Here is a 25,205-nt window from a genome sequence, read left to right on the forward strand (position 1 = left end):
GTGACGCGCCCCGGCGAACGGTCAGCTGACGACGAACTGCATCCGCGTGCCACCAAGTTCGAGCACGTCGCCATCCTGCAGCGCAACAGCCTCGCTGCCGAGCGGTTCGCCATTGAGCGCAGTGCCGCCGTCGATCGGCGCCACCACGTAGCCATGCAGGCGGCGGGTGACTGCCGCCACGGCCACACCCGGCTTGCCGATGGTTGTAACGACCTTCTGCAACGACAGTTCGCGCCCGGCCCCACTGCCGGAGAGGACACGAATGACCGCGACGCCTGCGGTACCGCCGCCGAGCGGGGCCTGCACGGTTGGTGCGGACGAAAGGGGGATCGGTCCAGAGGGCGCCGGCGGGACGACTGCACGCGTCGCGACGGAGGCATCTGCAGCGCCGGAACCGGCCACGTAACGCACCTTGTACTTGCCGACCTCGATGACGTCGTTCTGCTCGAGCGCCTGCTTCTTGATCGGCCGTCCATTGACGTAGGTGCCGTTGGTGCTGTTGAGATCTTCCAGGTAGACATCACCGCCGATCATGTGCAGCACGGCATGTTCGCCGCTGATGGCGAGGTTGTCGACAACGATGTCGTTGTACGGGCGCCGTCCCAGCGTGGTGCGGTCCTTGGCGAGCGTCACCTCCTTGATGACGACCCCGTCGATCGAAACGATCAATTTCGGCATGGCCGACTCCTGGATATCCTCTTTTTGTACACAGCGGCCCTTATTGTGGAAGTTCCTTCGTCTACGCGGGTGTCTCGGGCACTCCTGCTCCACTTGCCCGGGCCAAGACAACTGAAATGTTGTCTCTGCCGCCATTTTCATTTGCAGCTGCAACCAAAAGTGTTGCTTTTTCCGGTAGAGCGATATTCTGTAACAAAAGTGTGAAAAGCTGCGCGTCCGGGACCATTTCGCTCAAGCCGTCAGAACATAGCAGAAAGAGATCGCCCGGCCGCACGCTGTGCTCATGCATCTCGAGTTCGACGTGCCGCTCGATGCCGAGCGCACGCGTCACCAGATTGCGATGCGGCGACTGGACCGCCTGCTCCGGCGTGATGGCGCCCGCATCGAGTTGCTCCTGCAGCAACGAATGGTCGCGCGTGAGCAACTCGAGCTTTTCGCCGCGCAGGCGATAGCAACGGGAGTCTCCGATGTGGCCCACGATGACTCGCTGCTGCCCGAAGGTCGCCAGCACGAGGGTGGTCCCCATGCCCTGGAGTTGCACATTGGCGATGCCTGCCTCGAGGATCGCCGCATTGGCCTCGTCGGTGCCCGCCTGTAAAGCACGACGGATCGCCTTGGGATGCGCATGCGGCCCCGCGTGGGCCAGCCACCGCCCGAAGCTGGCCTGGAGAAGCGCGATCGCCATGCCGCTCGCCACTTCGCCGCCGTTGTAGCCGCCCATGCCGTCGGCCAGAAGAACCAGCCCCAGGGAGGCATCGAAGGCGATGGTGTCTTCGTTGTTGGCGCGCACCCGGCCTGGGTCCGTGAGCGCGGCGAAATCCCACGACAGCGCGCCGGCTGCTTCGACGGATACGGGCGCGCTCGTGTTCGACATGGGTATGCGGGTCTTGCGTATCAGGTGGCCAGTTTCTCGGTCTGACCGCGCTTTTGGAGCCAGCGGCCGATCAACACCACGAAGACGGCACCGGCCACCGCCCCGGCATAGTGGAGCCAAGGATTCGCTGCCAGGACATCGCTCAGGATCGTATCGCTCACGATCGTCTCGCCGCCGACCCAGCCGATGAGGGCGGCGCCAAGCATGACGATGATCGGGAAACGTTCCATAAGCTTGATCATGAGCGTACTGCCAAAAATCACCAGCGGAATGCTGATCGCCAGGCCAAGGATGAGAAGCACCATGCTGCCCTGGGCGGCTGCCGCAACGGCGATCACATTGTCCAGACTCATGACCAGGTCGGCCAGAAGAATAGTGCGCACGGCGGCCAACATACTGCCGTATTCCTTGTCTTCGCCTTCGCCTTCGTCTTCTTCGCTGAGCAACTGCGTGCCGATCCAGAGCAGCAGCGCGCCGCCGATGATCTGCAGGTAAGGAAGCGCCAACAGCTTTGCCGCGACCACGGTGAGCACGATACGCAGCACCACGGCGGCGCCGGAACCAAACAGCACCGCCGTGCGCTGCTGCTGCGGCGGGAGCGAACGCGCCGCCATTGCGATGACCACGGCGTTGTCGCCGGACAGGATGATGTTGATCCAGACGATCTTTAGCAGACCGATCCAGAAGTCTGTCGTTTGTAGAAATTCCATGTCTCGTATCCCACTGTTATTTGATTAAAAAAGCGCCCGCAACCTGGATTGCGGGCGCCTTCGTTCTTGTGGTTAGAACGCGAGCGGCAAACTCAGATCAGCGCCTTTAGGCGCTTTGCCAGTTCCGAGAAGTTGCGGGTGACGGTGAAGCCGCACTCCTCCATGATCGCCAGCTTCGCGTCCGCGGTGTCGGCGCCGCCGGAGATCAGCGCGCCGGCGTGGCCCATGCGCTTTCCGGGAGGCGCCGTGACGCCTGCGATGAAGCCGACGACCGGCTTCTTCATGTTTTCCTTGCACCAGCGGGCGGCGTCCGCCTCGTCGGGGCCGCCGATTTCGCCGATCATGATCACGGCGTCGGTGTCGGGATCGTCGTTGAAGGCCTTCATCACGTCGATGTGCTTCAGGCCGTTGATCGGGTCGCCGCCGATGCCGACCGCGCTCGATTGGCCGAGGCCGATCTCGGTGAGCTGCGCCACGGCTTCATAGGTCAGCGTGCCGGAGCGGCTGACCACGCCGATGCGGCCCTTGCGGTGGATGTGGCCGGGCATGATGCCGATTTTGATCTCGTCGGGCGTGATCAGGCCGGGGCAGTTCGGGCCGAGCAGCAGCGTCTTCTTGCCGCCGGCGGCTTCCTTGGCCTTCATCTTGTTGCGCACTTCGAGCATGTCGCGCACCGGAATGCCTTCGGTGATGCAGATCGCCATGTCGAGGTCGGCCTCGACGGCTTCCCAGATCGCGGCGGCGGCGCCGGGTGGCGGCACGTAGATTACCGACACGGTCGCGCCGGTCTGCTGGGCGGCTTCCTTGACGGAACCGTAGATCGGGATGTTGAAGATCGACTCGCCGGCCTTCTTCGGGTTCACGCCAGCGACGAAGCAGTTCTTGCCGTTCGCGTATTCCTGGCACTTCTCGGTGTGGAACTGGCCGGTCTTGCCGGTGATGCCCTGCGTGATGACTTTGGTGTCTTTGTTGATGTAGATCGACATGACTGTTCCTTACTTGACCGCTGCCACGACCTTCTGGGCCGCTTCCGCCATGGTGTCGGCGCTGATGATCGGCAGACCGGAGTCGGCCAGGAGCTTCTTGCCTTCGGCTTCGTTGGTGCCCTTCATGCGCACGACCAGCGGCACTTGCAGGTTCACGGCCTTGCAGGCTGCGATCACGCCGGTGGCGATGGTGTCGCACTTCATGATGCCGCCGAAGATGTTGACCAGGATGGCCTTCACGTTCTTGTTCTTCAGCATGATCTTGAAGGCTTCGGTGACCTTCTCGGGGGTGGCGCCGCCGCCCACGTCGAGGAAGTTCGCCGGCTCGCCGCCGAAGAGCTTGATGGTGTCCATGGTGGCCATGGCGAGGCCCGCGCCGTTCACCAGGCAGCCGATGTTGCCGTCGAGGCTGATGTAGGCGAGGTCGAACTTGCTGGCTTCGACTTCGGCCGGGTCTTCTTCGTCCAGGTCGCGCAGCGCCACGATCTCGGGGTGGCGGAACAGCGCGTTGCTGTCGAAGTTGAACTTGGCGTCGAGCGCGACGATGTTGCCCTTGCTGTCACGGTTCAGCGGATTGATCTCGACCAGCGAGGCATCCGTTTCCATGTAGCAGGTGTAGAGCTTCTTGAAGACGTCCGCGGCCTGGGCGGTGGAGTCGGCCGGGATGCCGATGGCGTCGGCGATCTTCTTGGCCTGGGCGTCGCCGAGGCCGGTAAGCGGGTCGACGAACTCGGTGACGATCTTCTCGGGGGTGGAGTGCGCCACTTCCTCGATGTCCATGCCGCCTTCGCTGGAGGCGATGACCGCGACCTTCTGGGTGGCGCGGTCGGTCACGACGGAGACGTAGTATTCCTTCTGGATGTCGGCGCCGTCTTCGATGTAGAGGCGGCGGACCTTCTGGCCTTCAGGGCCGGTCTGGTGGGTCTTCAGCTGCATGCCGAGGATCTCGCCGGCCAGCCTCTTGACGTCCTCGATCGACTTGGCGACCTTGACGCCGCCACCCTTGCCGCGACCACCTGCGTGGATCTGCGCCTTGACAACCCAGACGGGGCCGCCGAGCTTCTGGGCGGCCTCGACCGCCTCCTGCACTGTGTACGCCGGAATGCCTCGCGGCACAGGCACGCCGAACTTGGCAAGAATTTCCTTGCCTTGGTACTCGTGAATCTTCATGAGGGTGTCTCTCGGAACGGGGTTTGGAGAACGGGAGAATTTTGGCTGTTGCCCACAGGCCACGGCGCCGAAGGCGGGGGCGGCGGACAGCCAAGGACTGTATCATGGTGCGCCGCACCACGGCAGACCCTTCGTTGCGGTCAATACGTACTTTCTCCAGAGGCCCCACCATGCCCAAGGTCTTCATAGATGGCGAAGCCGGCACCACCGGCCTCCAGATCCGCGAGCGGCTGCAGAACATGCCGCAAGTCGAACTCGTCAGCATCGCTCCCGAGCTGCGAAAGGACGTCGCCGCCAAGCACGACCTGATGGCGGGCGTGGATCTCGTCGTTCTCTGCCTGCATGACGACGCCGCGCGCGAATCGGTGGCGCTGATCGACCAGCTCGACGGCCGCCGTCCGAAGATCATCGACGCCTCGACCGCGCACCGCGTGGCGCCGGGGTGGGTCTACGGGTTCCCCGAACTCGCAGCCGGCCAGAAGGACGCCGTCGCCCGGGCCGAGCGCGTGGCCAACCCGGGCTGCTATGCGACGGGCGCCATCGCCATGGTCCGCCCGCTGGTCGACGCGGGGCTGCTGCCGCCCGGCCTTTCGATCGCGCTGCCGTCCGTGAGCGGCTATTCCGGCGGCGGGCGCACCATGATCGAGGCCTACGAGAAGGGCGAGGCGCCGCCATTCGAAACCTACGCGCTGGGCCTCAAGCACAAGCACATCCCTGAAATCATGAAGTACACCGGCCTCACCAATCGCCCGGTGTTCATTCCTGCCGTCGGCAACTTCAAGCAGGGCATGCTGGTCCAGCTTCCGCTGCACCTGGACGACCTGCCGGACCGCCCGAAAGCTAGCGACCTGCACGACGCACTGGCCGCGCATTACGCGAAGAGCAACACGCCGGAGCAGTTCGTGAAGGTGCTGCCGCCCACGGTGGACGGCAAGCTCGACGCGATCGCGCTCAACGACACCAACCAGCTCGAGATCCGCGTCTTCCCGAACGAAGATCACCGGCATGCGGTGGTGATCGCCCGCCTCGACAACCTGGGCAAGGGCGCCAGCGGCGCGGCCGTCCAGAACCTCAAGCTGATGCTGTCGCTCTGAGGCGTGGCTGCCTCAGCGCAGCATCGTCGACATCGCTGAACAGCAGTTGAGCATGCGCACCGCCGCTTCGACGGTCGGGGCATCGAAGCGCAGTTCCGTGGACGCCACGCGCTCGAACGTCGGCCATTGGCAGAACAGGTCGGCCAGCGCGGGCGTCTGGGTGTGAAGATCGATGCGCAGCGGCGTCGCCAGCTTCAGCGGCCGCGCGTCGGCACGTGCGGCGATCCCCGCGACGACGCCGGCGCGGATGGCATCGCAGGCGTGCCCGGGTGACAACGACACGCCGCTGTTCTGCCCGGTCGCACGCTTGGTCTGCACGAAGGCCGCGCGCGGGAAGAGCGCGCGGTTCTCCTCGATGAAGGCATCGTCGCCGCTGGCCATCAGCACCGGCACGCCGTACTCGCCGGCCAGCGCGCCGTAGATGCCCGCCTCGCTCATCGGCTCGCCGTTGAACGCGACGCGTGCAAAGGCAAAACTGTTGATGGTGTGCGCCAGGATGCCGCGGCCCTGGGCGCGCGAGTGATAGCCGACCATGCACAGGCCGGCCACGCCCAATTCGACGCCCGCGGCCATGCTCAGGTAGCGCGGCTTGCCCTGGATGACCTGGGCGCGAGGGTCCAGCGCGTCGGGCAGCAGGTTGCGGAAGTCGCCATGCGAATCGTTGACATAGACCTCGGCGGCCCCGGCCTCCAGGGCGCCCGCAATGGCTGCGTTGGCCTCCTGCGTCATGAGGCGGCGCGCGCGCTCGTACTCAGGGTTGCCGGCGCGCACCTGCTGCGAGTGGTAGACGCCGGCCACGCCTTCGATGTCGACGGAGATCAGGATCTTCATGAGGAACTCATCCGGAAGAGCGGGAGAAAGCATCGGCCGGCCAGCCGGCGAGCAGATCGGTGAGCGCGGGCCGCACGTGGCCGTCGCGTCCGACGAAGGCGCGGGCATGCCACAGCGCATGCAGGATTGCCTGCTCGACGCTGTCGGCCACGGCCTGGAAGAGCCCGTCGAGCAGCGCATCGTGCAGCAGCGCGACGGCCGGCATCGGCGAGTCGGGGGTGAGCGGCACGGTGTAGGCGGTGGAAAAGGCCAGCGCAATGTCGCCGCTGCCATGGCCGAAAACCGAGCCGGTGCGCGCCAGGCCCGCGCCGGCACGCAATGCGAGACGGCGCAACTGGCGGGCATCAAGCGGGGCATCGATCGCGAGCAGCAGGATGATCGATCCCTTCTCGGGCTCGGCGACGCCAGGCGTCAATTGCCTGGCCAGCCGCGGACCCACCGCCTGCCCGGCGATCACCAGGTTCGCCAGCACGCCGAAGTTGGACAACACGAGCGCGCCCACCGTGTACGGCCCGGCGCCCGGCACCCTTACGCGCCGCGAGGCCGTGCCGATGCCGCCCTTGAGCGCGAAGCTGGACATGCCGCGCCCGGCGCCCACCGAGCCCTGAGCCACCGTCTTGCCGGCGGCGGCCAAGGCATCGAGATAGTCGGCTTCGCCGACCGCCATGCGCTGGATGTCGTTGAGATAGCCGTCGTTGCATTCAAAGACCAGGGGATTCACCGTGGGCAGGCCGCGCCCGCACTCCGGGTGGCTCGCGATGCACTGCCGGATTTGCGCCGCCGCGACCGCGGGCACCGAGAAGGTGTTGGTCAGCGCGATCGGCGTTTCCAGAAGGCCGAGTTCCTCCACCTGCACCAGCCCTACGCTCTTGCCGAAGCCGTTGAGTACCGCGACGCCGGCCGGCACGCGCTGGGCGTAGGGATCGCCCGCATGGGGGCGCACCACGGTCACGCCGGTGTGCACGTCGCCGTCGTCGAGCGTGGCATGGCCGACGGTCACGTCGGCCACATCCGTGATCGCATCGCGCGGCCCCGATGGCAGCGCGCCGATGCGCGGGACCGCGGGCGTCATAGCTTGTCGATCTTGGGGTCGAGCGCGTCGCGCAGGCCGTCGCCCAGGACGTTGAAGGCCAGCACGGTCAGGAAGATCGCGATCGCGGGGAACAGCGCGACGTGCGGCGCATTCACCATGTCGGCACGCGCCTCGTTGAGCATCGCGCCCCACTCCGGCGTCGGCGGCTGCGCGCCCATACCCAGGAAGGAGAGGCTCGCGGCCGTGATGATCGAGGTGCCCACTCGCATCGTGAAGTACACGACGATCGAGGAGACCGTGCCCGGCAGGATGTGCCGCAGCAGGATGGTGCGGTCCGGGGCGCCGATGCTGCGCGTGGCCTCGATGTAGGTCAGGTTCTTCAGCACCAGCGTGTTGCCGCGCACCAGGCGCGCGAAGGCCGGCACGCTGAACACCGACACCGCCACCACCACGTTGGTCATGCTGCTGCCCAGGATGGCGACCACGCCCAGCGCCAGCAGGATGCCGGGGAAGGCGAACAGCACGTCGGAGATGCGCATCACGATGCGGTCCCACCAGCCGCCGTAGTAGCCGGCCAAGAGGCCCGCGGCGGTGCCGATGATCGCGCCGAGCACCACGGACAGGAAACCGGCAGCCAGCGAGATGCGCGCCCCCATGAGGATGCGGCTGAAGATGTCGCGCCCGAGCGGGTCGACGCCGAACCAGTGCTCGAGCGAAGGCCCTGCGTTGATGCGGTCGTAGTCGAAGAAGTTCTCGGCGTCGTACGGCGCGATCCACGGCGCCAGCACGGCCACCAGCACCAGCAGGATGACGAACGCCAGCGCACCGAGCGCCACGTGCTGCTTGCGGAACTTGCGCCAGAACTCGCTCCACGGCGTGCGCACCGCGGCAGCGGCCGTGTCGACGGGCGCAACGCGCGGGACGGAATCGCCGTTGGCGGGAACAGTGCTCATGGCCGGCTCACTTGTTGAAACGGATGGTGGGGTTGATGAAGCCGTACAGCACGTCCACCACCAGGTTGATCAGGATGAATTCCAGCGAGAACAGCAGCACCAGCGTCTGGATCACCGGGTAGTCGCGCATGGTCACCGAATCGATCAGCAGCCGGCCGACGCCGGGCCAGTTGAACACCGCCTCGACCACGATGGAGCCGCCCAGCAGAAAGCCGAACTGCAGCCCCATCATCGTGACCACCGGAATCAGCGCGTTGCGCAGGCAGTGCTTGAGGATCACGCGCTTTTCCGCCACGCCCTTGGCGCGCGCGGTGCGCACGAAGTCCTCCTGGATCACCTCGACGAAAGAGGCCCTCGTGAAGCGCGCCATCACCGCGGCGACCGCCGCGCCCAATGTGAGCGAGGGCAGGATGTAGTGGCGCCAGCTGTCGGCGCCGACCGTGGGCAGCCACCCGAGGCCCACCGAGAAGATCTCCATCAGCACCATGCCCAGGGCGAAGGCCGGGAATGAAATGCCCGAGACCGCCAGCGTCATGCCCACCCGGTCGGGCCACTGGTTGCGGTACACCGCCGAGACGATGCCGATGCCCATCCCGAACAGCACCGCCCAGGCCATGCTGGTGATGGTGAGCATGACCGTGGGGAACAGGCGCTCGAAGATCTCCGCCGACACCGGGCGGCGCGTGCGGATCGAAGTGCCGAAGTCGCCTTGCAGCATGTGGCCGAAGAAGCTCGCGAACTGCTGGTGGAGTGGGCGGTCGAGGCCCAGGTCCTTGCGCACCAGGGCCACCGTCTGCTCGTCCGCGTCCTGGCCCGCGGCCAGACGCGCCGGATCGCCCGGCAGCATGTGGACGAACAGGAACACCAGCACCGCGACGATGAGCAGCGTCGGGATCAGGCCGACGAGTCGTTTCAGGAAATAGCTGAGCATGGGAGGCCGGTGCGTCCTGGCGTGACGTGCGTGGCGATCAGTCGCTGATCGCGATGGCGTCCATGTTGATGTTTCCGTCGGGCATCACGTGCACACCCGACAGGCGCTTGGACGTGGCCGCGAGGTTCATCTCGGTGACCAGCGGCACGCGCGGCAGATCCTTGAGGATCTGCTCCTGCGTCTTCTTGTAGAGCGCGGCGCGTTCGCCTTCGTCGGTGGTGACCAGCGCGCGGGCGATGCTCTGGTCCACCAGCTCGTTCTTGTAGAAGGACACGTTCTGGAGCTTGGGCGCCCAGGACTCCGAGGCGAACAGCGGACGCAGCGCCCAGTCGGCCTCACCGGTGGAGGACGACCAGCCGATGTAGTACAGGCGCACCTTGGCCGTGGCCGGATCGGGCCAGGCATCGACCCATTCCGTGCGCTGGCCGACCTCGAGCGCCTGCACCTGCAGCTTGATGCCCACTTGCGCGAGCTGCTGCTGCACGAACTGGAGCACCTTGTTGGTCGTCGTGTTGGCGTAGCCGCCCCACAGCACGGATTCGAAGCCGTTGGGATAGCCGGCTTCCTTCAGAAGCTCGCGCGCCTTCTTCAGGTCATAGGGAACGGGCGGCATCTTCTCGGCGTACTTCACGCCCTGCGGCACGACGCCCTCGGCCGGCATGGCAAAGCCGCTGAAGGCCACCTTCGCCAGCGCTTCCTTGTTGATGGCGTAGGCGATGGCTTCGCGCACCTTGGGGTTGTCATAGGGCTTCTGCAGCATGTTGAAGCTCAGGAAGCGGGTGATGATCGACGGCGTCACCGCGACGTTCACCTTGTCGCTCTTCTTGAGCAGCTCGACCTGCTCGTAGGGCAGCGGGAAGGCGAAATCGGCTTCGCCGGTCTGCAGCATCGCCGCGCGCGTGTTGTTCTCGAGCACCGGCTTCCAGCTCACGCTCTCGACCTTGGGGTAGCCCTTCTTCCAGTAGCCGTCGAACTTCTTGCCCTTGACGGCCTCGGTCTGCTTCCACTCGACGAATTCGAACGGGCCGGTGCCCACGGGGTGGAAGGCGATGTCCTTGTTGCCCCACTTCTTGAGCGCGGTGGGCGAGATCATCGCGGCCGAGCCGTGCGCCAGCGTGTTGATGAAAGGCGCGAAGGGCTCCTTGAGCGTGATGCGCACGGTGGAAGGATTCACCGCCTCGACCTTGCTCACGCGGTTGAACTGGTTCGCGCGCAGCAGCTTGTTCTCGGGGTTCATCACGCGGTCGAGCACGAACTTCACCGCCTCGGCATTGAAGTCGCTGCCGTCGTGAAACTTCACGCCCTGGCGCAGCTTCAGGGTGTAGACCAGTCCATCCTTCGACACCTCGTAGCCCTCGGCCAGCACCGGCACGACCTTGAGGTCCTTGTCGAACTGGAACAGTCCTTCGTAGAACGACTTGGTGACCGCGGTCGTGATGGTGGTGTTGGTGTTGTAGGGGTCCAGCGTCTCGGGCTGGTAGCCGATGGCCAGCACGACGTCCTTGGCGGCGAGCGCGCTGCCGCTGGCGGCGAGTCCAGCGAGCGCAAGGGCCACGGCCAGGAAGCGGGGCAGGTGGCGAGGGTTCTTCATGTGTCTGTCTCCTTTGAAGTCGATTGAGTGAGCGAAAGTGAAAAAGGACGCGGCAGGAGGCCTCGCGCCTCAGAAGCCACCGGCGATCGGATGCCGCGCGACGAAGTGTCCCGGGCCGACCTCCACCAGCGGCTTCGGGTCGGGCTCGTGGCCCACCGGAAAGATGGCGCTCGGAATCTCGCCCGAGAGCAGCGCGCGCTCCAGGTGGCGGCGCGTCGGATCGGCCACCGGCACCGCCGCCATCAGGCGCCTGGTGTAGGCATGCTGGGGGTTCTCGAAGATGGCGCGCCGCGGGCCGATCTCGACGATCTGCCCCAGGTACATCACCGCCACGCGATGGCTCACGCGTTCCACCACCGCCATGTCGTGCGAGATGAAGATGAAGGCCACGCCCAGTTCGCGCTGCAGGTCCAGCATCAGGTTGACGATCTGCGCCTGGATCGACACGTCCAGCGCCGACACCGATTCGTCGGCCACCACCACCCTGGGGTTGAGCGCCAGCGCGCGGGCAATCGCGATGCGCTGGCGCTGCCCACCGGAGAACTCGTGCGGATAGCGCTGCGCGTAATCCGGCGGCAGGCCCACCTTCTCGAGTAGCCAGCGCACGCGCTCGCGCGCCTTGGCGCCCTCGGCCACGCCGTGCACCAGCAGCGGCTCCATGATCGAGAAGCCCACCGTCACGCGCGGATCGAGCGAGGCGAAGGGGTCCTGGAAGATGAACTGGATGTCGCGCCGGAGCGTCTGCACCTGGCGCTCGGGCAGCGCGAGGATGTCGCGGCCGCCGAATTCGATGCTTCCGCGCCGGCTTTCGACCAGGCGCAGCAGCGAGCGGCCGGTGGTGGACTTGCCGCAGCCCGATTCGCCCACCAGCGCCAGCGTTTCTCCGGGGTACAGGTCGAAGCTGACCTTCTCGACCGCATGCACCTCGCGCGTGACGCGCCCGAGCAAGCCGCTGCGCAACTCGAATCGGGTCACCAGGTCCTTGACGCGCAGCACCGGCGGCTCGTCGCGGCGCACCGTGTCGTGCGGCCGCGCTGCTTCGCCCGGGGTGGCGGGCGAATCCACCTGCAGCAGCTCGAACTTGGCCGGCAGCTCGGTGCCTCGCATCGCGCCCAGTTGGGGCACGGCCGACAGCAGTGCGCGCGTGTAGGCATGCTGCGGCGCCTTGAAGATCTCCAACGAGGGGCCGGCCTCGACGCTGTTTCCGCGGTACATCACGAGAACGCGGTCGGCCACTTCGGCCACGACGCCCATGTCGTGCGTGATGAAGACCACGCCCATGTTCATCTCGCGCTGCAGCTCGCGGATGAGCTGCAGGATCTGCGCCTGGATGGTCACGTCCAGCGCGGTGGTCGGCTCGTCGGCGATCAGCAGCGAGGGCCGGCACGACAGGGCCATCGCGATCATCACGCGCTGGCGCATGCCGCCCGAGAGCTGGTGCGGAAAGCGCTGCAGCACGCTGCGCGCCTCGGGGATGCGCACCAGCTCCAACATGCGCAGCGCTTCGGCGCTCGCGGCCGCGCGGTCCTTGCCCTGGTGGATGGCGATGGCCTCGGCGATCTGGTCCCCGGCGGTGAACACCGGATTGAGCGAGGTCATCGGCTCCTGGAAGATCATCGCGATGTCCGCGCCGCGGATGCCGCGCATCGTGGCATTGGACGCGCGCGCAAGGTCGAGCACTTCGCCGTTGCGGCGGCGGAAGGCCATGCGCCCGCTCAGGATGTGCCCGCCGCCCCACTCGACCAGCCGCATCAGCGACAGCGAGGTGACCGATTTGCCGGAGCCCGATTCGCCGACGATGGCCAGCGTTTCGCCGCGATCGACATGAAAGGACAGCGAGCGCACCGCGTCGACGGTGCGCTCCGAGGTGGCGAAGCGCACGGTGAGATCGTCGACAGCCAACACGCGCTGTTCGGGCAGCGCGAGCGCCGGGGAGGGGGTAGGGGCACGCAGGACGGCGGACATGGTCTCTCGCGAGGTCGCGACTCAGCGGTGAATGGCGGTGATGGACGGCTCGGCGCCGCGGGCATGACCGCGGTACATGCCCTCGGTGTTGAAGCACAGGCTCAGGTGCCCCTCGCGGTCGACGGCGATCAGGCCGCCGCTGCCGCGCGCGCCGGCGATGGCCGGCAGGGTCTGCATGACGACCGCTTCGGTGGCCTGCGCCAGCGACTGGCCGGCGTAGCGCATGCGCGCGCAGACGTCGTAGGCCGCGGCGGCGCGGATGAAGATCTCGCCGCTGCCGGTGCACGAGACCGCGGCCGTGCGGTCGTCGGCGTAGGTGCCCGCGCCGATGAGCGGCGAATCGCCGATGCGGCCCACGCGCTTGTTGGTCATGCCACCGGTGGACGTGGCCGCGGCGAGGTGGCCGCGCGTGTCGAGCGCGACAGCGCCCACGGTGCCCATCTTGCGGTCTTCGTCGAGCGGCGCTTCGGCGGCAGCCGCTGCCAGCGCGGCGCCGTCGTGGTCGAGCGTGACGCGCCCTGCAGCGCGCACGCGATGCAGCTGGTCGCGGCGCGCCTCGGTGGAGAAGTACGAGGGATCGACCAGTTCCAGGCCGCGTTCACGCGCGAAGGCTTCGGCGCCGGCACCGGCGAGCAGCACATGCGCGCCGTCCTCCATCACGGCGCGCGCGGCCCGCACCGGTCGGCGGATGCGGCTCACGCCCGCGATGGCTCCGGCGCGCAGGTCAATGCCATCCATCACCGCGGCATCGAGCTCATGCGTTTCGTCGTGGGTGAACACCGCGCCGTGGCCGGCGTTGAACAGCGGACAGTCCTCGAGCATCTCGACCGCGAGGCACACGGCGTCGACGGCCGCGCCGCCGCCCAGCAGCAGCTTCTGGGCGGCCTGCACGATGGCATGCAGCGCCTCGTGGTAGCCGCGGGCGGCGTCCTGGCTGAGCGCGGCGGCACTGATGGTGCCGGCGCCACCGTGGATGGCGATGACAGGCGAGGTGTTCATGAGGATCGCTTGCGTTGGGAAGCTTGTTTGGGTCCGGCGTCCGCATCGGGCGGCATCACCTGCAGCCCGGACGCGCCATGCAGCCAGGGCGCCAGGGTTTCGACGACGCGGCCCGCCACCTGGAAGGCGCCAGGCGCACGCAGCGCGACGGCACTGGTCAGCGCCTCGATGAGGGCGAGCGCGCTGGTCTCGCAGTTGGGACGGTAGCGCGAGCGGGTCTGCGCATAGAGGGCCACGTCGGCCAGCGGCGCCAGCGGCGAGCTGGGTCGATCGGTGATGGCCAGCACCTGCATGCCGCGCGCGCGCGCGGTCTTGGCCAGTGTGACGGTATCGACGAGGTAGCGCGGAAAGGTCAGCGCGATCAGCACGTCTTCAGGGCCGCTGCGGATCAGCGCCCGCGCAGCGCTGCTGACGCCGCCCACGCCGGCCAGCGTCCGCACGTCGGCGCAGTAGGAGTCGAGGCCATGCGCGAGCAGGCCCGCGAGCCAGCCACTGGCGCCGAAGCCGACGACGGAGACGGTACGTGCCGCCAGGATGCGGCGCACCGCCTCTTCGCATGCCGCGTAGTCCAGCGACTTGCGCGTGGCCTCGACGTTGTGCTGGGTTTCCTCCAGCGAACTGGCGAAGACCTCGGCCACCGTGCTCGGCTGCGCGAGGTTGCCGCGCAGCTGCTCCACCGGCGCGAGCAGCGCCTCGAAGCCTCGCACCAGTTCGGCCCGGAAGCTCGGGTAGCCCTCGAAGCCCAGGGCACGCGCAAAGCGGTTGGCCGTGGCCACCGAGACGCCCACCGAGTTTGCAAGCTCGTCGATCGGCTGCGTGGCGACCTCCAGCGGATGGGCGAGCACGTGGTCGGCCATCTTGCGGTGCGCACGGGTCAGGCGTGGCAGGGCGTGCGCGATACGGCGCGCCACGGTGGTGTTGTCGCTGGCTTCGGGGAATTCCACGAGGGAGGGCACTTGAGAGGGCGAATGAGAATCGAATTACAAATATATCCTCTATTTGAAAATTTTTGGTCAAATTTGAGCGACAAAACCCGTTCGAAGCCCCAAAGCCGGGTAAACCCCGATCGGAGCGGGCGGCAATGGACAGGGAAAGATCAGTCGTCGAAATCGGCGCGCAGCACTTTGCCGATCACGGCGCTCGAGAAGCCTCGCGCGAGCAGAAAGCGCGCTTGCCGCGCACGCTGGGTCATGTCCTGCGGCAATTCCCCGAAGCGTCGGCGCCACACGTCGCGCGCGCGGTCCAGCTCCGTGTCCTGCAGGCTTGCCACAGCCTGCGCCACCGCTTCGGGCGCGATGCCCTTGTGCAGCAGCTCCTGGCGTACACGTGCGGCGCCGAGCCGGCCCGAGCGCTGGTGCAACACCGACTGCACCACCCTTGTTTCGCTGATGAAGTCCTTGGCCGCCAGCTCGTCGAGTGCGCGGGCCAGCGTGCCGGGCTCTTCCTCGTACTTGCGCAGCTTTCGCTCGAGCTCGGCGCGCGAATGTTCGCGCTGGCTGAGCAGGCGCAGGGCGCGGCCCTTGAGCGACGGGCCCGCCCTTCCCTCTTCCCTTTTACTTGTCACCCTTCGCAGGCTTTTCGGACGGTGCCTCGGCCGCCGCTTCCGCAGCCAGCAGCGGGATGCCCAGCGACTCGCGCACCTTGTTCTCGATCTCGCGCGCCAGCTCGCGGTTCTCGCGCAGGAATTCGCGCGCGTTGTCGCGGCCTTGGCCGATCTTCTCGCCGTTGTAGGCATACCAGGCGCCCGACTTGTCGATGATCTTGGCGTTCACGCCCATGTCGATGATCTCGCCCTCGCGGCTGATGCCCTCGCCGAACAGGATGTCGAACTCCGCCGTCTTGAAGGGCGGCGACACCTTGTTCTTGACCACCTTGACCTTGGTCTCGTTGCCGATCGCCTCGTCGCCCTTCTTGATGGTGCCGATGCGACGGATGTCCAGGCGCACCGAAGCGTAGAACTTCAGCGCGTTGCCGCCGGTGGTGGTTTCGGGCGAGCCGAACATCACGCCGATCTTCATGCGGATCTGGTTGATGAAGATGACCATGCAGTTGGTCTTCTTGATCGTGGAGGTCAACTTGCGCAGGGCCTGGCTCATGAGGCGGGCCTGCAAGCCGGGCAGCGAGTCGCCCATTTCGCCTTCGATTTCGGCCTTGGGCGTGAGCGCGGCGACCGAGTCGACCACGATCAGGTCGACCGCGCCCGAACGCACCAGCGAATCGACGATCTCGAGTGCCTGCTCGCCGGTGTCTGGCTGGCTGATGAGCAGATCCGACAGATTGACACCGAGCTTCTGCGCATATTGCACGTCGAGCGCGTGCTCGGCATCGACGAAGGCGCAGGTGCCAGCCTGGCGCTGCATCTCGGCGATGACCTGCAAGGTGAGCGTGGTCTTGCCCGAGGATTCCGGACCGTAGATTTCGATCACGCGCCCGCGCGGCAATCCGCCAACGCCCAGCGCAATATCAAGGCCGAGCGAGCCCGTGGACACCACTTGGATGTCCTCCAGCGCCTCGCCCTCGCCCAGACGCATGATCGTGCCCTTGCCAAACTGCTTTTCAATCTGGGCCAGCGCGGCCTGAAGGGCCTTGGCCTTTTCAGTGTTGGCACCGGAGATGCTTGCGCCCTTGACGACTGCGTCCATCTGGAAACTCCTTGAAATATCAATGGGTTGTATTGAATTCATCCCGCTGCGCTTAACCACAGGCTGGATGCTTGAACAGTAGTGTAGGGGCCAATGGATCGGCATTGGCCCATTTTTTGGTCAGTTTGATTTACTATCAAATCGCCATGGCCGATCAACTCTCTTCCGCAGACCACGACGCCTGGCGTCAGACCCACCTGGGCCGGTTGCTCGGCCATGCCATGCGCCGCTTCGACGAGCGCGTGCTCAGCCTGATGGCGCACGACGCGGACGTGCCCCTTGCGCTTTCGAACCTTGCGGCACGCGCGCAGGTCAGCGCCGCGCACATCCACATCACGCGGCACCTGTCGCGCGACGGCTCGCGCCTGACCGAACTGGCCGAGCGTGCCGGCATGACCAAGCAGGCGATGGGCACGCTGGTCGACCAGTGCGAGGCCTGGGGACTGGTCACGCGCGAGCCCGATCCGCTCGATGCAAGGGCCCGCCGCGTGATGTTCACCGCCGATGGCCTGGCATGGCTCGAAGCCTTCCGCAACGCGGTGGCGCAGGCCGAATCCGAGTTCCGCGCGAGCGTCGGCGACGAGATCGCCACCGTAGTAACCATCGGCCTCGAAGCCTACGCAGCCGCCTAGAATTTCAAAGGTGGGCCCGACCAAGCCAGGAACCCCGCGGAACCGGCTTTGCCGGGCCGCCGGGGTTGCCCCCGGAGAGGGGGTGCAGAGCCACACGAAGTGGGCGAGGCTGGGGGTGAACTCAAGATGCGAATACTCATTGCGGAAGACGATCAGGTGCTGGCCGATGCCCTGCTGCGCAGCCTGCGCACCTCCGGTTCGGCGGTCGATCATGTGGCGACGGGCTCGCAAGCCGACGCGGCCCTGATGACCAACAGCGAATTCGACCTGTTGATCCTCGACCTCGGCCTGCCGAACATGCACGGCCTGGAGATCCTCAAGCGGCTGCGTGCGCGCGGCTCGCAACTGCCGGTGCTCGTGCTCACCGCCGCGGACAGCGTGGAGGAACGCGTCAAGGGCCTCGACTACGGCGCCGACGACTACATGGCCAAACCCTTCTCGCTGCAGGAACTGGAGGCCCGCGTGCGCGCGCTCACCCGGCGCGGCATGGGCGGCACGAGCAATGCGATCAAGCATGGTCCGCTGGTCTACGACCAGGCCGGTCGCGTGGCGACCATCGACGGCAAGATGATCGAACTCTCTGCGCGCGAACTCGGCCTGCTCGAAGTCCTGCTGCAGCGCGCGGGCCGTCTCGTCAGCAAGGACCAGCTCGTGGAGCGCCTGTGCGAATGGGGCGAAGAGGTCAGCCTGAACGCGATCGAGGTCTACATCCATCGCCTGCGCAAGAAGATCGAAAAGGGCCCGGTGCGCATCGCGACCGTGCGCGGCCTCGGCTACTGCCTGGAAAAAATCCCTTCCTGATGCCCAGATCACCGGCCGGGCGAGCATGAAACTCTTTCAGCGCGCCCAGCGCTCCCTGTTCGGCGAGATCCTCGACTGGATGCTCACGCCGCTGTTGCTGCTGGTGCCGGTGAGCATCGGCGTGACATGGCTCGTGGCGCAAGGCATCGCCAATGCGCCGTTCGATCGGGCGCTCGAATCCAACATCCAGACCCTCGCGCGCCTCGTCGACGTGGACCACGGCCGCGTCCAGTTCGTGCTGCCGCAGCCGGCGCGCGAGATCCTCGGCGGCGACGAGGCGGATCGCGTGTACGTCCAGCTGCTCGACGAACACGGCGGGCTGCTCAGCGGCGAGCCGGACGTCCCGCCGCCCAGCTCCGACGAGCCGCCCATGCCCGGCGTGGTCTACCTGCGCAACGGCCTGATCCAGGGGCAGCAGGTGCGCATCGCTTCGCTGTGGATCGCCGGCACCAACCCCGAGGCGCCGATGGCGCTGCTGCAGGTGGCCGAGACGCGCGAGAAGCAATCGGTGCTGGCCACGGAAATCATCAAGGGCGTGCTGCTCCCGCAGTTCGCGATCCTGCCGCTGGCGGTGCTGCTGATCTGGCTGGCGCTGGTGCGCGGCATCAAGCCGCTGTCGGTGGTGGAAGCGCGCATCCGCGAGCGCCGGCCAGGCGACCTGAGCCCGCTCGACGAATCCTCGGTGCCGCTCGAAGTGGTGCCGCTGGTGCTCTCGGTCAACGACCTGCTGCGCAAGCTCAACGATTCGATCGGCACGCAGAAGCGCTTTCTGGCGGATGCGGCGCATCAGTTGAAGACGCCGCTGGCGGGCCTGCGCATGCAGGCCGACCTCGCGCAGCGCGAAGGCGCGAATGCCGAGGAACTCAAGAAGTCCCTCAAGCAGATCGGCCGTGCCAGCGTGCGCGCGACGCACACGGTCAATCAGCTGCTCTCGCTCGCGCGCGCGGAAGGCAACGGCGGCAGCATCGGCCGGCAGTCCTGCGACATCGCGCGACTCACGATCGAGGTGGTGCGCGAGGCGGTGCCGCGCGCGATCGACAAGCGCATCGACCTCGGCTACGAGGGCGCCCAGCCCGGCGCACCCGGCGTGGCGATCGACGGCAATCCGACCCTGCTCAAGGAATTGGTGCGCAACTTGGTCGACAACGCCATCAACTACACCCCGTCGACGCCGGAGCGGCCGGGCGTGATCACCGCGCGGGTGCTGGCCGACCCCTTCGGGCGCATCGTGATGCTGCAGGTCGAAGACAACGGCCCCGGCATCCCCGAAGCCGAGCGCGAGCTCGTGTTCGAGCCGTTCTACCGGGTGCTGGGCAACGAAGCCGACGGATCGGGCCTCGGGTTGCCGATCGTGCGAGAGATCGCGCGCCAGCATTTCGCGACCGTGCGGCTGGAAGACGCCCATCCGGGCCGACATCCGCCGGGCACGCTCGTCAGCCTGCGCTTCGACGGCAACGAGGGCGAACGCCGCGCCGGCGGGCCGCACTGAGCGGCGTAGGGCGTGTTCACCCTAGACCTTGCCGGGATCGACCTTGCGGATCTCGAGCATCTGCGGCCGCACCTGCTGCTGAAGGCGCTGCGGCTCACGCTCGCTGAAGCGCGCGGGCTGCGTGCCGAACAGCGCGAGCGCGCCTTGCGACCAGGCGTAGTAGCCGAGATTCGCGACGATGAGAAGAACGACCAGCAGCCGCAGCATCATGGCGTCGAAGAGGCAGGGCGCACGCTGACTTCGGCGCTGGTGATGGTCTTCATGCCGGAGGCCGTCTGCACCAGCAGTTCACCGCCCCAGCCCACGCCCTCGCAACGGCCTTCGGTGCCGTCGCTGAGCCGCACCTCGCGCCCGCGCAGCACGTCGCGCGCGGCGAAGCGCGGCGCGAAGGGGACGAAGCCCCGCGCATCGAAAAGCTGGACGTTCTCCACCAAAGGCACCGCGATCTCGCGCAGCACCTGCGCCGGCGTCGCCTGCGGGCGCCACTGCTGCAGCCAAGCCGGCGGGGTGCGCATCCCGGCGGCTTCGCGCGGGCCGATGTTGATGCCGATGCCGATCACCAGGTAGCGCTCGGCCGCGTCAGGCTGGAGGAGGGCGGTTTCGATCAGGATGCCGCCGAGCTTGCACTCGCCGACCCAGAGGTCGTTCGGCCACTTGAGCCCCAGGCCCGCGGCATTGGAGGGATCGAGGCTTTCCGCCACGCTCACACCCACCGCGAGCGACAACCCCGACCAGTCGCGCGGCGCGAGCGGCAGGCCAAGCGAGAAGGTCAGCGAGGCCGGCTGCTGCGCGTCCTGCGCGCTTTGCCAGTCCCGACCCAGCCGGCCGCGACCGGCGGTCTGCCGTTCGGCCACCAGGAACACGGGAGCGTGATTGCCGTCGCGCGCCCGCCGCATGAGCTCGCTGCTTGTCGAATCGATCTCGGCAACGACCTCGACGCTCACCCCCGGCAGCCTCGGCGCCAGGGCGCCGGCGATCTCGTCCTCGAACCAGGGCGCGGCCATGCTCAGCGCTTGCCGGACTTCAAGGACTTGGCGCTCTTGTCCTTGTCCTTTTTCTTCTTCGGTTCCTTGCGGGCCTCGCCCGCGTCCTTCTTGCCCTTGCTGGCGCTCTTGGCTTCCTTGTCCTTCTTCTTGCCCTTGCTCTTCTTTTCGTCGGACTTGGGCGCAAGCAAAGTGCCGCGACAGTTCTTTGACCCGCACCAGCAGGGGAACTCGGCCTTGAGCTTCTTCGTATAGGGCTCGTCGATGATCAGGCCGTAGTCGTAGCTGAGCTCTTCGCCCGCCGCGATATTGCGCAGGGCCTTGATGAAGACGCGGCCGTCCTGCTCGTCCGCTTCGCAGCTCGGGTCGCAGGAATGGTTGATCCAGCGCGCGGCGTTGCCTTTCACGCCGCCATCGATCACACGCTCGTCATCGATGTGGAAGTAGAACGTGTGGTTGGGTTGCGACGGATCGTGCGGATGGCGCCGGAGCGCCTCCTTCCAGGTGATGACTTCGCCCTTGTACTCGATGAGCGTTTCGCCCTCCGCGATATCCTGCACGGCGAAAACGCCGTTGCCATGGACGTCGGAGCGCCGGGTCTGGATGCGGCGGCCACCACCTGAAACGAAGGATTTGGAAGGCATCGGCGAAGTCTGATAGTTTGAATATGTACGCATGCGCGTGCGTGCGCGCACGCGAGAAGCGCCAGATTGTAAGGATGACGAGTCAATGAAGACTTTGGTGATTGCAGAGAAGCCATCGGTGGCCCAGGACATCGTGCGGGCGCTCACGCCGGTAGCCGGCAAGTTCGACAAGCACGAAGAGCATTTCGAGAACGAGAAATACGTCGTCACGAGCGCCGTGGGCCACCTGGTGGAAATCCAGGCGCCGGAAGAGTTCGACGTGAAACGGGGCAAGTGGAGCTTCGCCAACCTGCCGGTGATCCCGCCGCGCTTCGACCTGAAGCCGGTCGACAAGACCAAGACGCGCCTGGCCGCGGTGGTCAGGCAGGCCAAGCGCAAGGACGTGACCGAGCTCGTCAACGCCTGCGACGCGGGCCGCGAAGGGGAGCTGATCTTCCGGCTCATCGAGCAATACGCCGGCGGCAAGTCGTCGCTGGGCAAGCCGGTCAAGCGGCTGTGGCTGCAGTCGATGACGCCGCAGGCGATCCGCGACGGCTTCGACCAGTTGCGCAGCGACCAGCAGATGAAGGGCCTGGCCGATGCGGCGCGCTCGCGCTCGGAAGCGGACTGGCTGGTCGGCATCAACGGCACGCGCGCGATGACGGCTTTCAACTCGCGCGATGGCGGGTTCTTCCTGACCACCGTGGGCCGCGTGCAGACGCCCACGCTCTCGGTGGTGGTCGAACGCGAGGAAAAGATCCGCAAGTTCGTGAGCCGCGACTATTGGGAAGTACACGGCACCTTCCTCGCCGAAGCCGGCGAATATCCCGGCAAGTGGTTCAACCCGGACTGGAAGAAGCCGCCGCCCGGCCCGGACGGCACACCCGACCCCGAGCAGCGCGCCGACCGCGTCTGGAGCGAACGCGAAGCGCTTGAAGTCGCCGAAGCCGCACGCGGCAAGGTCGCAAGCGTCACCGAAGAGAGCAAGCCCACCACGCAGGCGTCGCCGCTGCTGTTCGACCTCACTTCGCTGCAGCGCGAGGCCAACAGCCGGTTCGGCTTCAGCGCGAAGACCACGCTGGCGCTGGCGCAGAGCCTCTACGAGCGCCACAAGGCGCTGACCTATCCGCGGACCGATTCGCGCGCGCTGCCCGAGGACTACCTGCCGGTGGTCAAGCAGACCATGGGCATGCTCGCCAACAGCGGCATGCGGCACCTCGCGCCGTTCGCGCAGCAGGCCATCGACGGCAACTATGTGAAGCCGTCCAAGCGCATCTTCGACAACGCCAAGATCAGCGACCACTTTGCGATCATTCCGACGTTGCAGGCGCCCAGCGGCCTTTCCGAGGCCGAGCAGAAGCTCTACGACTTCGTGGTGCGGCGCTTCCTGTCGGTGTTCTTCCCGAGCGCCGAATACCAGGTGACCACGCGCATCAGCACCGTGGAACATGCTGGCAAGAAGTATCCGTTCCGCACCGACGGCAAGGTGCTGGTGAAACCGGGCTGGCTCGCCATCTACGGCAAGGAAGCCCAGGACGACGAGAAAGAAGACGACAAGGACGGCAAGCGTCTGGTGCCGGTGAAACCCGGCGAGATGGTGAAGGTGCAGTCCTCCGAGATCAAGGGCCTCAAGACCCGCCCGCCGGCGCGCTATTCAGAAGCCACGCTGCTCGGCGCGATGGAAGGCGCCGGCAAGACCATCGATGACGACGAGCTGCGCGCCGCGATGACCGAGAAGGGCCTCGGCACGCCGGCCACGCGCGCGGCCATCATCGAAGGCCTGCTGACCGAGAAGTACATCCACCGCGAGGGGCGCGAGCTGATTCCCACCGCCAAGGCCTTCCAGCTCATGACGCTGCTGCGCGGCCTCGGCGTGGAAGAGCTCTCCAAGGCCGAACTCACCGGCGAGTGGGAATACAAGCTCGCGCAGATGGAGCACGGCAAGCTCAGCCGCGAAGCCTTCATGCGCGAGATCGCCGAGATGACGGAGCACATCGTCAAGAAGGCGAAGGAATACGACCGCGACACCGTGCCGGGCGACTACGTGACGCTGCAGACGCCTTGCCCGAACTGCGGCGGCGTGGTGAAGGAAAACTACCGCCGCTACTCGTGCACCGGCAAGGCCGGGCAGGAGCCCTGCGGCTTCTCGTTCGGCAAGTCGCCGGCGGGCCGCACCTTCGAGTTCGCGGAGGCCGAGCAGTTGCTGCGCGACAAGCACATCGGCCCGCTGGAGGGCTTCCGCTCCAAGGCGGGCTGGCCCTTCACTTCGGAGATCGTGCTGCGCTACGACGACGAGGCGAAGAACTGGAAGCTCGAGTTCGACTTCGGGGACGACAAGAATGCCGAGACGGGCGAGATCGTCGACTTCGCGGGCCAGGAGTCGCTCGGGCCGTGCCCGAAGTGCGGCGCGCGCGTCTTCGAGTACGGCAGCAACTACGTGTGCGAGAAGTCCGTGCCGACCAGCGACCAGCCCACGCCGAGCTGCGACTTCAAGACCGGCAAGATCATCCTGCAGCAGCCGGTGGACCGCGCCCAGGTCGAGAAGCTGCTCGCCACCGGAAAGACGGACCTGCTCGACAAGTTCGTCTCGATGCGCACGCGTCGCGCGTTCAAGGCCTTCCTGGCCTGGAACAAGGACGAAGGCAAGGTGACCTTCGAGTTCGAGCCGAGGGAAAGCAAGTTCCCGCCGCGCAAGACCTTCGCGAAGGCAGCGCCCGCGGCCGCGAAAAAGGCCGCACCCGCCAAGAAGGCGGCAGCGAAGAAGGCGGCGACACCCAAGGTGCCGCGCAAGCCCGCGGCCGGCCTGAAGCCAAGCGATGCGCTGGCTGCGGTGATCGGCGCGGAACCCGTGCCGCGCACCGAAGTCATCAAGAAGCTGTGGGACTACATCAAGGCCAACGGCCTGCAGGATGCCGCCAACAAGCGCGCGATCAATGCCGACGCGAAGCTGAAGCCGGTGTTCGGCAAGGACCAGGTCACGATGTTCGAGCTCGCCGGCATCGTCGGCAAGCATCTGAGCTGATCCAAGGAGTTGTTCGAATGAAGCCCTCCGTCACCGCACTGCTCGCGTTCTGCATGTGCCTGCTCGCGGGCTGCGCATCGCAAGGCTCGGCGAGCGGCAGCGCCGCGTCTTCGGGCGGAAGCGGCATCACCGTCTTCGGCGAGATCGACGCGGGCGTCAGCGGCTCCCGCAACCAGAGCCGCTGAGCGGGCGCGCTCAGCGCATCAGCAGCGCCTGCCGCAGCAAGCGCGCGGCGCGGTTGCGGATCCGTCCCGGCGCCGAGCGCAGCGGATTGTGCTGGTTGACCTTGGCGGTCGCGCATGCCCACAGGAAATCCTCGAGGATGGCCGTGTCGTCGAGCGTCTCGGTGCTGCCGTACTTGTGGAACTCGGGGTGCCACTGCGTGGCCGCGATGTAGCTGCGCCCCCGGTCGGGTTTGCGCCGGATGGCCTCTGCGACGCGGTCCGGAATGCTCCACGCATCGACCTCGAAGCCGGGCGCGAGGTCCTTCACGCCCTGGTGGTGGATGCTGTTGACGCGCGCCGTCTCCATGCCCGGATAGAGCTTCGACAGCCGCGACCCCGGCGAGACGCGGATGTCATGGAAGTTCTGGTCGTACGCCACGGGGTCGCGATGCCGCTGCGCATTGGGGTGCTGGGCCTCGATATCCTGATAGAGCGTGCCGCCGAAAGCCACGTTGATCAGCTGCAAGCCGCGACAGACGCCGAAGATCGGTTTGCCGACCTGCTCGAAGGCCTCCACCAGCGCGAGGTCGTAGAGGTCTCGGATCCGATCGCCGATCCATGCGTCCTTGAGCGGCACTTCGCCATAGCTGCCGGGCCAGACATCGGCGCCGCCGTGCATCACCACGCCGTCGAGCCATTCGGCGTAGTGCGACAGCTTGGTGTCGCCGCGCGCGGTCTCGCCCGTGGGGCACGGCACCATCACCACCATCGCGCCGGCGGACATCAGCCAGTGCGCGATCGACTGCTCGACGTACTGGAGCGTCTTGTTGGCGAACAGGGAGCGCGCCGGGTCCGCATGTGAGAAACAGGCTGAAAGGCCGATCTTCAGGCGGCCGGATACGGTTTGTGCCATCGTATTCCGGGAAACGTGTGGCTGGGCCACGCTGTTGACTTCCCGTTCATTCTGAAACGATTCCGCGCCCGATGCACGGCAGCGAGCACCGCGATGCGAAGTCGGACGACGCTCGCAACGC

At 66.7% G+C, this 25,205-nt stretch carries 25 protein-coding genes; 6 read left to right on the forward strand and 19 right to left on the reverse strand.

Annotated features, from left to right (window positions below):
• Positions 1 to 21: 21 nt before the first annotated feature.
• The 5 genes from BLW05_RS20810 to sucC form a co-directional block, all read right to left on the reverse strand.
• Positions 22 to 678 (reverse strand): FHA domain-containing protein, encoded by a 657-nt coding sequence (locus BLW05_RS20810; protein WP_093165467.1) that lies wholly within the window; start codon positions 676 to 678, stop codon positions 22 to 24.
• Between the two features lie 61 nt (positions 679 to 739).
• Complete coding sequence (locus tag BLW05_RS20815; RefSeq protein ID WP_093165468.1) at positions 740 to 1,552, reverse strand: Stp1/IreP family PP2C-type Ser/Thr phosphatase; 813 nt, start codon at positions 1,550 to 1,552, stop codon at positions 740 to 742.
• A gap of 20 nt (positions 1,553 to 1,572) precedes the next feature.
• Positions 1,573 to 2,262, reverse strand: coding sequence for a TerC family protein (locus BLW05_RS20820; protein ID WP_093165469.1), 690 nt, complete (start codon positions 2,260 to 2,262; stop codon positions 1,573 to 1,575).
• A 92-nt stretch (positions 2,263 to 2,354) separates the two neighbouring features.
• Positions 2,355 to 3,248 (reverse strand): succinate--CoA ligase subunit alpha, encoded by an 894-nt coding sequence (sucD, locus tag BLW05_RS20825; RefSeq protein ID WP_093165470.1) that lies wholly within the window; start codon positions 3,246 to 3,248, stop codon positions 2,355 to 2,357.
• A gap of 9 nt (positions 3,249 to 3,257) precedes the next feature.
• Entirely contained in the window at positions 3,258 to 4,418 is a 1,161-nt protein-coding gene (gene sucC / locus BLW05_RS20830; RefSeq protein ID WP_093165471.1) for an ADP-forming succinate--CoA ligase subunit beta, read from the reverse strand.
• 170 nt (positions 4,419 to 4,588) lie between these two features.
• Here sucC and argC point away from each other — a divergent pair, with 170 nt between their 5' ends.
• A complete protein-coding gene (gene argC / locus BLW05_RS20835; RefSeq protein WP_093165472.1) occupies positions 4,589 to 5,512 on the forward strand; it encodes an N-acetyl-gamma-glutamyl-phosphate reductase in 924 nt (307 codons plus the stop codon).
• Between the two features lie 12 nt (positions 5,513 to 5,524).
• On the opposite strand, the gene BLW05_RS20840 is transcribed toward argC, so the two are convergent.
• From BLW05_RS20840 to recA, 10 genes are all read right to left on the reverse strand, one after another.
• Positions 5,525 to 6,343 (reverse strand): M55 family metallopeptidase, encoded by an 819-nt coding sequence (locus BLW05_RS20840; RefSeq protein ID WP_093165473.1) that lies wholly within the window; start codon positions 6,341 to 6,343, stop codon positions 5,525 to 5,527.
• 7 nt (positions 6,344 to 6,350) lie between these two features.
• Positions 6,351 to 7,415, reverse strand: a complete 1,065-nt coding sequence (locus tag BLW05_RS20845) for a DmpA family aminopeptidase (RefSeq protein WP_093165474.1) — start codon at positions 7,413 to 7,415, stop codon at positions 6,351 to 6,353.
• On the reverse strand, positions 7,412 to 8,329 hold the full coding sequence (gene gsiD, locus BLW05_RS20850) for a glutathione ABC transporter permease GsiD (protein ID WP_093165475.1): 918 nt from the start codon (positions 8,327 to 8,329) through the stop codon (positions 7,412 to 7,414). The genes BLW05_RS20845 and gsiD overlap by 4 nt, the downstream gene beginning before the upstream one ends.
• Positions 8,330 to 8,336: 7 nt before the next feature.
• The gene (gsiC, locus tag BLW05_RS20855; RefSeq protein ID WP_093165476.1) at positions 8,337 to 9,260 is read right to left on the reverse strand and encodes a glutathione ABC transporter permease GsiC; all 924 of its coding nucleotides are present in this window, start codon (positions 9,258 to 9,260) and stop codon (positions 8,337 to 8,339) included.
• 37 nt (positions 9,261 to 9,297) lie between these two features.
• Positions 9,298 to 10,851, reverse strand: coding sequence for a glutathione ABC transporter substrate-binding protein GsiB (gene gsiB / locus BLW05_RS20860; protein ID WP_093165477.1), 1,554 nt, complete (start codon positions 10,849 to 10,851; stop codon positions 9,298 to 9,300).
• 69 nt (positions 10,852 to 10,920) lie between these two features.
• A complete protein-coding gene (locus tag BLW05_RS20865) occupies positions 10,921 to 12,816 on the reverse strand; it encodes a dipeptide ABC transporter ATP-binding protein (RefSeq protein ID WP_093165478.1) in 1,896 nt (631 codons plus the stop codon).
• A gap of 21 nt (positions 12,817 to 12,837) precedes the next feature.
• A complete protein-coding gene (locus BLW05_RS20870; protein WP_093165479.1) occupies positions 12,838 to 13,815 on the reverse strand; it encodes an isoaspartyl peptidase/L-asparaginase family protein in 978 nt (325 codons plus the stop codon).
• Complete coding sequence (locus tag BLW05_RS20875; protein WP_256330416.1) at positions 13,812 to 14,759, reverse strand: MurR/RpiR family transcriptional regulator; 948 nt, start codon at positions 14,757 to 14,759, stop codon at positions 13,812 to 13,814. Before BLW05_RS20875 ends, BLW05_RS20870 begins: the two co-directional genes overlap by 4 nt.
• A 152-nt stretch (positions 14,760 to 14,911) precedes the next feature.
• Positions 14,912 to 15,379, reverse strand: coding sequence for a recombination regulator RecX (gene recX, locus BLW05_RS20880; RefSeq protein WP_093165480.1), 468 nt, complete (start codon positions 15,377 to 15,379; stop codon positions 14,912 to 14,914).
• Positions 15,369 to 16,457, reverse strand: coding sequence for a recombinase RecA (recA, locus tag BLW05_RS20885; RefSeq protein WP_093165481.1), 1,089 nt, complete (start codon positions 16,455 to 16,457; stop codon positions 15,369 to 15,371). Before recA ends, recX begins: the two co-directional genes overlap by 11 nt.
• 146 nt (positions 16,458 to 16,603) lie before the next feature.
• Here recA and BLW05_RS20890 point away from each other — a divergent pair, with 146 nt between their 5' ends.
• The 3 genes from BLW05_RS20890 to BLW05_RS20900 all read left to right on the forward strand — a co-directional run bounded on the left by BLW05_RS20890 (position 16,604) and on the right by BLW05_RS20900 (position 19,379).
• Positions 16,604 to 17,089 carry a MarR family winged helix-turn-helix transcriptional regulator gene (locus tag BLW05_RS20890; RefSeq protein ID WP_093165482.1) on the forward strand — a complete coding sequence of 162 codons (486 nt, stop codon included), beginning with the start codon at positions 16,604 to 16,606 and terminating at the stop codon, positions 17,087 to 17,089.
• A 126-nt stretch (positions 17,090 to 17,215) separates the two neighbouring features.
• Positions 17,216 to 17,890, forward strand: a complete 675-nt coding sequence (locus BLW05_RS20895) for a response regulator (RefSeq protein ID WP_093165483.1) — start codon at positions 17,216 to 17,218, stop codon at positions 17,888 to 17,890.
• A gap of 25 nt (positions 17,891 to 17,915) precedes the next feature.
• Positions 17,916 to 19,379: a sensor histidine kinase gene (locus tag BLW05_RS20900; RefSeq protein ID WP_093165484.1), complete on the forward strand. Its 1,464-nt coding sequence runs from the start codon at positions 17,916 to 17,918 to the stop codon at positions 19,377 to 19,379.
• A 21-nt stretch (positions 19,380 to 19,400) separates the two neighbouring features.
• Here the strand turns inward: BLW05_RS20900 and BLW05_RS20905 are convergent, their stop codons facing one another.
• Genes BLW05_RS20905 through BLW05_RS20915 form a run of 3 tightly spaced genes read right to left on the reverse strand, consistent with a single transcriptional unit; the run spans position 19,401 to position 21,006 of the window.
• Positions 19,401 to 19,586 carry a sporulation protein gene (locus BLW05_RS20905; protein WP_256330417.1) on the reverse strand — a complete coding sequence of 62 codons (186 nt, stop codon included), beginning with the start codon at positions 19,584 to 19,586 and terminating at the stop codon, positions 19,401 to 19,403.
• Complete coding sequence (locus BLW05_RS20910; protein ID WP_093165486.1) at positions 19,586 to 20,383, reverse strand: biotin--[acetyl-CoA-carboxylase] ligase; 798 nt, start codon at positions 20,381 to 20,383, stop codon at positions 19,586 to 19,588. The genes BLW05_RS20905 and BLW05_RS20910 overlap by 1 nt, the downstream gene beginning before the upstream one ends.
• 2 nt (positions 20,384 to 20,385) lie before the next feature.
• Complete coding sequence (locus BLW05_RS20915) at positions 20,386 to 21,006, reverse strand: SET domain-containing protein (protein ID WP_093165487.1); 621 nt, start codon at positions 21,004 to 21,006, stop codon at positions 20,386 to 20,388.
• An 85-nt stretch (positions 21,007 to 21,091) separates the two neighbouring features.
• Here BLW05_RS20915 and BLW05_RS20920 point away from each other — a divergent pair, with 85 nt between their 5' ends.
• Positions 21,092 to 24,007, forward strand: coding sequence for a DNA topoisomerase III (locus BLW05_RS20920; protein WP_093165488.1), 2,916 nt, complete (start codon positions 21,092 to 21,094; stop codon positions 24,005 to 24,007).
• A gap of 17 nt (positions 24,008 to 24,024) precedes the next feature.
• Positions 24,025 to 24,192: a hypothetical protein gene (locus BLW05_RS35995; RefSeq protein ID WP_177142749.1), complete on the forward strand. Its 168-nt coding sequence runs from the start codon at positions 24,025 to 24,027 to the stop codon at positions 24,190 to 24,192.
• A gap of 10 nt (positions 24,193 to 24,202) precedes the next feature.
• Here BLW05_RS35995 and BLW05_RS20925 read toward each other — a convergent pair whose 3' ends face one another.
• Entirely contained in the window at positions 24,203 to 25,084 is an 882-nt protein-coding gene (locus BLW05_RS20925; protein WP_093165489.1) for a gamma-glutamyl-gamma-aminobutyrate hydrolase family protein, read from the reverse strand.
• Positions 25,085 to 25,205 lie beyond the last annotated feature (121 nt).

Origin of the sequence: Variovorax sp. YR216 (assembly GCF_900107745.1) — a bacterium.
GTDB lineage: Bacteria > Pseudomonadota > Gammaproteobacteria > Burkholderiales > Burkholderiaceae_C > Variovorax.

Excerpts from the sequence above, each read along its gene's own strand:
- gsiC (WP_093165476.1), bottom strand. The coding sequence starts at position 9,260 with ATGCTCAGCTATTTCCTGAAACGACTCGTCGGCCTGATCCCGACGCTG.
- BLW05_RS20925 (WP_093165489.1), bottom strand. The coding sequence starts at position 25,084 with ATGGCACAAACCGTATCCGGCCGCCTGAAGATCGGCCTTTCAGCCTGT.
- BLW05_RS20900 (WP_093165484.1), top strand. The coding sequence starts at position 17,916 with ATGAAACTCTTTCAGCGCGCCCAGCGCTCCCTGTTCGGCGAGATCCTC.
- BLW05_RS20905 (WP_256330417.1), bottom strand. The coding sequence starts at position 19,586 with ATGCTGCGGCTGCTGGTCGTTCTTCTCATCGTCGCGAATCTCGGCTAC.
- gsiD (WP_093165475.1), bottom strand. The coding sequence starts at position 8,329 with ATGAGCACTGTTCCCGCCAACGGCGATTCCGTCCCGCGCGTTGCGCCC.
- BLW05_RS20820 (WP_093165469.1), bottom strand. The coding sequence starts at position 2,262 with ATGGAATTTCTACAAACGACAGACTTCTGGATCGGTCTGCTAAAGATC.
- BLW05_RS35995 (WP_177142749.1), top strand. The coding sequence starts at position 24,025 with ATGAAGCCCTCCGTCACCGCACTGCTCGCGTTCTGCATGTGCCTGCTC.
- sucC (WP_093165471.1), bottom strand. The coding sequence starts at position 4,418 with ATGAAGATTCACGAGTACCAAGGCAAGGAAATTCTTGCCAAGTTCGGC.
- BLW05_RS20920 (WP_093165488.1), top strand. The coding sequence starts at position 21,092 with ATGAAGACTTTGGTGATTGCAGAGAAGCCATCGGTGGCCCAGGACATC.
- argC (WP_093165472.1), top strand. The coding sequence starts at position 4,589 with ATGCCCAAGGTCTTCATAGATGGCGAAGCCGGCACCACCGGCCTCCAG.
- recA (WP_093165481.1), bottom strand. The coding sequence starts at position 16,457 with ATGGACGCAGTCGTCAAGGGCGCAAGCATCTCCGGTGCCAACACTGAA.
- BLW05_RS20840 (WP_093165473.1), bottom strand. The coding sequence starts at position 6,343 with ATGAAGATCCTGATCTCCGTCGACATCGAAGGCGTGGCCGGCGTCTAC.
- BLW05_RS20870 (WP_093165479.1), bottom strand. The coding sequence starts at position 13,815 with ATGAACACCTCGCCTGTCATCGCCATCCACGGTGGCGCCGGCACCATC.
- BLW05_RS20865 (WP_093165478.1), bottom strand. The coding sequence starts at position 12,816 with ATGTCCGCCGTCCTGCGTGCCCCTACCCCCTCCCCGGCGCTCGCGCTG.
- sucD (WP_093165470.1), bottom strand. The coding sequence starts at position 3,248 with ATGTCGATCTACATCAACAAAGACACCAAAGTCATCACGCAGGGCATC.
- BLW05_RS20890 (WP_093165482.1), top strand. The coding sequence starts at position 16,604 with ATGGCCGATCAACTCTCTTCCGCAGACCACGACGCCTGGCGTCAGACC.
- BLW05_RS20815 (WP_093165468.1), bottom strand. The coding sequence starts at position 1,552 with ATGTCGAACACGAGCGCGCCCGTATCCGTCGAAGCAGCCGGCGCGCTG.
- gsiB (WP_093165477.1), bottom strand. The coding sequence starts at position 10,851 with ATGAAGAACCCTCGCCACCTGCCCCGCTTCCTGGCCGTGGCCCTTGCG.
- BLW05_RS20845 (WP_093165474.1), bottom strand. The coding sequence starts at position 7,415 with ATGACGCCCGCGGTCCCGCGCATCGGCGCGCTGCCATCGGGGCCGCGC.
- BLW05_RS20895 (WP_093165483.1), top strand. The coding sequence starts at position 17,216 with ATGCGAATACTCATTGCGGAAGACGATCAGGTGCTGGCCGATGCCCTG.
- BLW05_RS20910 (WP_093165486.1), bottom strand. The coding sequence starts at position 20,383 with ATGGCCGCGCCCTGGTTCGAGGACGAGATCGCCGGCGCCCTGGCGCCG.
- BLW05_RS20810 (WP_093165467.1), bottom strand. The coding sequence starts at position 678 with ATGCCGAAATTGATCGTTTCGATCGACGGGGTCGTCATCAAGGAGGTG.
- BLW05_RS20915 (WP_093165487.1), bottom strand. The coding sequence starts at position 21,006 with ATGCCTTCCAAATCCTTCGTTTCAGGTGGTGGCCGCCGCATCCAGACC.